This is a genomic window from Acidovorax sp. BL-A-41-H1 (assembly GCF_051942715.1).
Genome location: NZ_JBPVJQ010000004.1, coordinates 433,752 through 440,000 on the forward strand (window position 1 = coordinate 433,752; position 6,249 = coordinate 440,000).

The 6,249-nt window shown below is 56.7% G+C and carries 6 protein-coding genes (1 of these 6 cut by a window edge); 5 read left to right on the forward strand and 1 reads right to left on the reverse strand.

What is annotated here, in order from left to right; translation table 11 throughout:
* The first annotated feature begins 29 nt into the window (after window positions 1-29).
* The 5 genes from ACTPOI_RS11100 to ACTPOI_RS11120 all read left to right on the forward strand — a co-directional run bounded on the left by ACTPOI_RS11100 (window position 30) and on the right by ACTPOI_RS11120 (window position 5,599).
* A complete protein-coding gene (locus ACTPOI_RS11100) occupies window positions 30-2,162 on the forward strand; it encodes a chemotaxis protein CheW (protein WP_440108752.1) in 2,133 nt (710 codons plus the stop codon).
* Window positions 2,163-2,210: 48 nt separating this feature from the next.
* The gene (locus tag ACTPOI_RS11105; RefSeq protein ID WP_440108754.1) at window positions 2,211-2,699 is read left to right on the forward strand and encodes a chemotaxis protein CheW; all 489 of its coding nucleotides are present in this window, start codon (window positions 2,211-2,213) and stop codon (window positions 2,697-2,699) included.
* 99 nt (window positions 2,700-2,798) lie between these two features.
* Window positions 2,799-3,701: a CheR family methyltransferase gene (locus ACTPOI_RS11110; protein WP_440108756.1), complete on the forward strand. Its 903-nt coding sequence runs from the start codon at window positions 2,799-2,801 to the stop codon at window positions 3,699-3,701.
* Window positions 3,702-3,733: 32 nt separating this feature from the next.
* Window positions 3,734-4,483 (forward strand): chemoreceptor glutamine deamidase CheD, encoded by a 750-nt coding sequence (cheD, locus tag ACTPOI_RS11115; RefSeq protein ID WP_440108757.1) that lies wholly within the window; start codon window positions 3,734-3,736, stop codon window positions 4,481-4,483.
* Between the two features lie 12 nt (window positions 4,484-4,495).
* Window positions 4,496-5,599: a protein-glutamate methylesterase/protein-glutamine glutaminase gene (locus ACTPOI_RS11120; RefSeq protein ID WP_440108758.1), complete on the forward strand. Its 1,104-nt coding sequence runs from the start codon at window positions 4,496-4,498 to the stop codon at window positions 5,597-5,599.
* Window positions 5,600-5,697: 98 nt separating this feature from the next.
* Here the strand turns inward: ACTPOI_RS11120 and ACTPOI_RS11125 are convergent, their stop codons facing one another.
* Window positions 5,698-6,249, reverse strand: partial view of an ATP-binding cassette domain-containing protein gene (locus ACTPOI_RS11125; RefSeq protein ID WP_440108760.1) — the end only. Its footprint extends 1,368 nt past the window's final position; only the last 552 of its 1,920 coding nucleotides appear in the window; its start codon lies beyond the right edge, outside the window — the gene reads right to left on this strand; the stop codon is at window positions 5,698-5,700.

The following is a 6,249-nucleotide window of genomic DNA, read 5'->3' on the forward strand; positions in this document are numbered from 1 at the left end:
AACAACGATCACCATCAACAGGAGCCACCATGGCGGACACCTACCAAGAACCATCGGGCGGGGGCGCTGACTTTGACCTGAGTCAGTTCTACCAGATCTTTTTTGAAGAGGCGGGTGAGAATCTCGACCAGATGGAGCAGATGCTCCTTGATCTGGATCTGAGCAGTGCAAACGATGAAGAGCTCAATGGCATCTTCCGGTGCGCTCACTCCATCAAAGGTGGTGCGGCAACTTTTGGCTTCGCAGACGTTGCGGAACTCACGCACCAGATGGAGTCCCTGCTGGACCGTTTGCGCCGGCATGAACTCCAGCCAATTCCCGAAATGGTGGACGTCTTGCTCGAATCTGCTGACGCCTCGCGAAGCCTTCTGGCGCGCCATCAGGCCGGTGGACAGGGTGAGGCAGTTTCAACTTCCGCCCTTGTGCGGCGAATCAGCGAGCTGGCGGCTGGTCACGTGCCAACGGCCGCTGCACCTGTAGCGCCCCCGCCTCCGCCCGCCCCTTCGGCGCAAACAGCTCCGGTGCCCGCGCCAGCGCTGGCAACACCGGGCGGGTCAAGGCAACTTGAAATTGAGATCGGCCCCCTGGAGCGGCCTGAGCAGGCAGACGCCATAAAAGAGCTGTTTCGCGACATCCCCGGGCTGGGGGCGGTCCGGGACGTGCCCACGACTTCGGCAGACACGCGCCTGTTTTCTGTCGAAACCACCTCGACCAACGATGATTTGCTGGACTTGTTCGCGTTTCATGTGTCCAAGGACAGGGTTCGCATCCGTGACGCTGGTGCAGCTGCAGCCAGCGCGGCAGAGCAGTCCGCATCGGAGTCTGGGGGCGAAACGGCTGGAGACGGAACCCCCTACGGCTTCTTCGACGGTGCACCCGGCGCGCCGCATCAGGACATGCCTGTACCGGTCTCGGTCAGTCAGTCCGCCGGGGCACCGAAAACCGCTGTCGCGGTAAGACCGGCTGCGGAATCGAAAGCGGGTGGTCAGGCGCAGATGGAGTCAACGACGATCCGTGTGGACGTCAAGAAGGTCGATCAGTTGATCAATTTGGTTGGTGAGCTGGTAATCACTCAGGCAATGCTCGCGCAAAACAGCCGCGGGCTCGACGCAGGCGCCTATCAGCAATTGCTTGCAGGGCTGGCAGACCTTGACCGTAATACCCGGGATCTTCAGGAATCGGTGATGTCGATCCGGATGATTCCCATGTCGATTGTGTTCAGCCGGTTTCCCCGCATGCTGCGAGATCTGGCAAACAAACTGGGCAAAAAGGTAGAACTGGTCACGCTGGGGGAGGCAACAGAACTGGACAAAGGCCTTGTCGAGAAAATCACCGATCCGCTCACGCATTTGGTCCGCAACAGCTGCGATCATGGTATCGAAATGCCTGCCGAGCGGCTCGCTAAAGGTAAATCGGAACACGGCACGATCACACTGTCAGCTTCTCATCAAGGCGGATCGATCGTTATCGAGGTGCGTGACGACGGAAAGGGTCTGTCGCGCGAAAAGATCTTGAGCAAGGCGTTGGAGCGAGGTCTAGATGTTTCGGATCAGATGAGCGATGCAGAGGTTTGGCAGCTCATCTTCGCACCAGGTTTCTCTACGGCAGATGAAGTGACGGATGTGTCTGGCCGGGGAGTTGGCATGGATGTGGTCAAGCGCAACATTGCTGCGTTGAATGGTTCCGTGGAAATCGACTCGGCCGAGGGCTATGGGATGAGGGTGTCTGTGCGACTGCCTCTCACGTTGGCCATCATGGACGGCATGTCTGTTGGCGTGGGGGAAGAGGTCTACATCCTGCCGCTCTCGTCGGTAGTGGAGTCCTTCCAGGTCAACTCAAGTGACGTGAGCACCGTGGCTCAAGGCTCTCAACTGGTCAAGGTACGCGATGAGTACATGCCGGTGATCGCCCTTGAAAAGATTTTCCAGGTGCCGCGCTTCGATTTGGACAAGTCGAGCAACATCATGGTCGTGGTCGAGGCAGACGGAAGCCGGGTGGCATTGCTGGTGGACGAGTTGCTGGGGCAGCACCAGGTGGTTGTCAAAAATCTGGAAACCAATTACCGCAAGGTGCCCAATGTTTCTGGTGCCACCATTCTTGGTGACGGCACTGTAGCGCTCATCCTCGACACGGGCGGACTTGTTCGTCGCGCCCGGCACTGAAGAACAAAGCGGCGACTGTGAAATGGCGCCGTTACGAAAGGAATCACCATGAGTGTGGTAGCGAAGACTACAGATTCAGCGACTGCAGGAGCCCGTGAATATCTGACCTTCCGGCTCGACCAGGAAGAGTACGGGATCGACATATTGAAGGTCCAGGAAATTCGGGGCTATGAACCCCCGACGCGGATAGCAAATGCTCCCAGTTTCATCAAGGGGGTGGTGAACCTTCGCGGCACGATTGTCCCTATTGTGGACATGCGGCTGAAGTTCAATTGTGCGCAAGCGGACTACAACAGTTTTACGGTTGTGATCATCCTCAATCTCCGCAGCCGGGTGGTGGGAGTGGTCGTGGATTCGGTTAGCGATGTAATGGAACTTACTCCAGACAGCATTCGTTCTGCGCCCGACATTGAAAGCGCCATCGACAACAGTTGCATCCTCGGGCTCGGGTCGGTGGGAGAGCGCATGCTTATTCTTTTAGACATCGAAAAATTGATGTCTGGGCTGGACATGGGGTTGGCATCGACCAGCGAGTAGCTAGGGGAGCTGCCGGAGTCCGGCGGCTCAGGGCATTCATCAATGGGCATTTCAGCGGCCATACCTTCGAAGTAACGGCCCCCTTTCTGGATGATCAATATGGCCTCGACCACCAGTGTCACATCTGCAGGACGACCTGCGCCGGCCAAAGCTGAAGCGTCATCCGTTGCACAAGCAACTTCCGGCCCCTTGGCTCAAGGCCGCGAGTTTGTCTGGACCAATGCAGACTTCGCACGGGTCCAGGCCCTGATTTACCAGAGAGCGGGAATCAGCCTGCACGATGGTAAGCATGCGATGGTTTATAGCCGTCTTTCACGTCGATTGCGGGAGACGGGTTATTCCAGTTTTCACGATTATCTTGCGTGGCTGGAAAATCATGATGGTCCAGAGTGGCAAGAGTTTGTCAACGCTCTTACCACTAACCTGACGGCGTTTTTTCGCGAACAACATCATTTCGAGATCTTTGCCTCGCACCTGCGTACGAAGCCTTCGCACAGTTGGCGTGTCTGGTGTAACGCAGCCTCTACAGGAGAGGAACCTTATTCGATTGTCATGACCGCGTTTGAGGCGTTGGGGCAAAACGCTTCATTCAAGCTCACGGCCAGCGATATCGACTCGCGTGTACTAGCGACTGCTGCGAACGGCGTTTACCGTCTTGATAGTCTGAAGGGCTTAACGCCTGATCGCATGCAGAAATTCTTCCTGAAGGGAAAAGGGTCGAATGCAGGTATGGCACGTGCCAAACCTGAGTTGCGTCGTGCAATCGAGTTCATGAGCGTCAATCTCATACGGGACGACTGGCCATTCAAGGAGCCATTCGATGTCGTATTTTGCCGCAATGTGATGATTTACTTCGATGCGCCTACGCAGCGCCGGGTTCTCGAGCGCATTCATCGCGTGCTGAAGCCTGGGGGAATGCTTTTTGTTGGCCATGCCGAGAACTTCAGCGAGTCCAAGGACTTGTTTACTTTGCGAGGCAAGACGGTGTATGAACGCCGTTGAGCACTGTCTCTGACGCTTTGCTTGTAACTCTCATGACCACTACTCCAACCGGCATATCCTCTGCGTCCAGCGCCGCCAGCGCAGGCTCCAGCGAGCGGCGCAGGGCTCCACGCATTGCCCCACTTAGCGCGGACGTCTACTCAACTGGCAGTGGGCCTACGCGAGAATCCTCGTTGCAGGAGCTCAAGGCGCGCGCTCGAAAACCCGGTGAGGCTTCTTTTTTCTATTTGGATCACCACTTCCAGCACAATGCTGTCAAGGTGTTGCCTGGAGAGTATTTCGTTTCGGACGAGAACATGGTGATCATGACTGTGCTGGGGTCATGCATTGCCGCATGTTTGTGGGATAGCCGTGCCCGGGTGGGGGGGATGAACCACTTTATGCTGCCTGACGGTGATCTGGCAGACGCCTCAGGTCGCTACGGATCCTACGCGATGGAGTTATTGATCAATGAGATGCTGAAACTAGGCGCACGTCGAGAAACGATGCAGGCGAAGATTTTTGGTGGCGCCCAGGTCATGGCCAATTTCACGACAATGAATGTCGGGGAGCGGAACACCAATTTTGTACTGAACTACCTTCAGACAGAAAGAATTCCGATTGTCTCTGACGACGTGCTGGACATTTATCCGCGAAAGGTCGTTTTCTTTCCGATCACAGGCAAAGCCATGGTGAAGCGGTTAGCGCATGCTCACCCCGAAGCGCTGGTGGCCCAAGAAGTGCGCGGCAATGCAGCCTCCGTCGCAAAATCGACGTCCGGTGGTTCTGTCGATCTGTTTTAAAAGGTTTAGTTGATGAGCAGGAAAATCCGCGTGGTCGTGGTGGACGACTCGGCGCTGGTACGCAGTCTGTTATCCGAGATCATCAACCGCCAGCGTGACATGCAATGCGTTGGCACGGCGAATGACCCCTTGGTCGCGCGCGAGATGATTCGTGAACTTGATCCGGATGTCATCACGCTGGACGTTGAAATGCCGCGAATGGATGGTATCGACTTTCTTGGGCGCCTCATGCGTTTGAGGCCGATGCCGGTGGTCATGATTTCGACTCTCACGGAGAGAGGTGCAGAGGTCACGATGCGCGCGCTAGAGCTCGGCGCTGTTGATTTCGTGGCCAAGCCTCGTGTCGGCCTTGCCAGCGGTCTGAATGACTTGGCGTCACAGATCGTCGAGAAAATACGTGTGGCAGCTGTGGCCCAGGTACGCCGCGCGCCTTCTCGCGAGGTGCAGCCCGTGGAAGCTGGGGGTGGAGGGAGTGCTTCCACCACAACCGCATCGCATGCACTACTGGGAAGACTCTCTACCGAAAAGCTGATCTGTATCGGTGCCTCTACAGGTGGAACAGAGGCCATCAAGGAAGTACTGGTGCAGATGCCGGCGGATTCGCCAGCCATAGTGATTACCCAGCACATGCCACCGGGATTCACCACAAGCTTTGCTGCGCGGTTGAATGGCCTGTGCCAGATTACGGTGAAAGAGGCGAGCAACGGTGAGCGCATCATTCCTGGCCATGCTTATATTGCCCCGGGCGGGACACAGTTCCATGTGGCTCGCAGCGGGGCGAATTATGTTGCCGTTGTCGATGATGGGCCGCCAGTAAACCGTCACAAGCCATCCGTCGAAGTGCTGTTCAAATCAGCTGCCGCCGTCGTGGGGCGGAATGCGTTTGGGATCATGCTGACGGGAATGGGTAATGATGGCGCTGCCGCCATGCATGAAATGAAGCAAGCGGGCAGCTACAACTACGTTCAGGATGAGGCTACCTGTATTGTCTTCGGCATGCCGCGCGAGGCAATAGCGCATGGTGCAGCTGACGAAGTGCTACCGCTCGGGCAGATCGCCCCAGCGCTGATCTCCCGGCTTCGCGGAGCTACGGACCGTCTTCACCACCGTATCTAGTTCGGGTGAGCGAAAGCCGCTCGCATAGGGGCTGCTATCTCATACGTACCGGCATTCAAATCCGCGTGGATGTGCCGTGATGTCGAGGTGCATGCAAGTCAGCTGGAGAGAGTGCTCCATCGCTCCAGGGCGGCCATGAGCTCGTCTTCGATCTCCGTTGCACGAACTGTCATCGATGAAGCTGCTGCCGGGTCGCGGGTGTAAAGCAAGCCATCGGCAAGCTGCTCATTTAGGCCTTTCTGCTCTGACTCCAGTCTTGCGATGTGCAAAGGCAGCTCTTCGAGCTCTCTTTGCTCCTTGTAGGTCAGCTTCTTCTTGGCGGAGGAAGCTGGCGCTGCCGTAGTTGTCATTTGAGCCGGTTCCGAATTGGTTTTGACCATGGCGGAGGTCTCTATGGCCTTTCCAGGCTGGCGGTGGCTTTCTGCTACCCGCAGTGCTCGACTCCGCTTGGACTGCACAATCCAGTCCTGTACGCCCCCTTCGTATTCTCTCCACAGGCCATCGCCCTCAAACGCAAGGGTGCTTGTCACTACGTTGTCGAGGAAGGTACGGTCGTGACTCACCAAAAACACGGTTCCTTCATAGGATTCCAGCAACTCCTCCAGCAGATCAAGGGTGTCGATATCGAGATCGTTGGTCGGTTCGTCGAG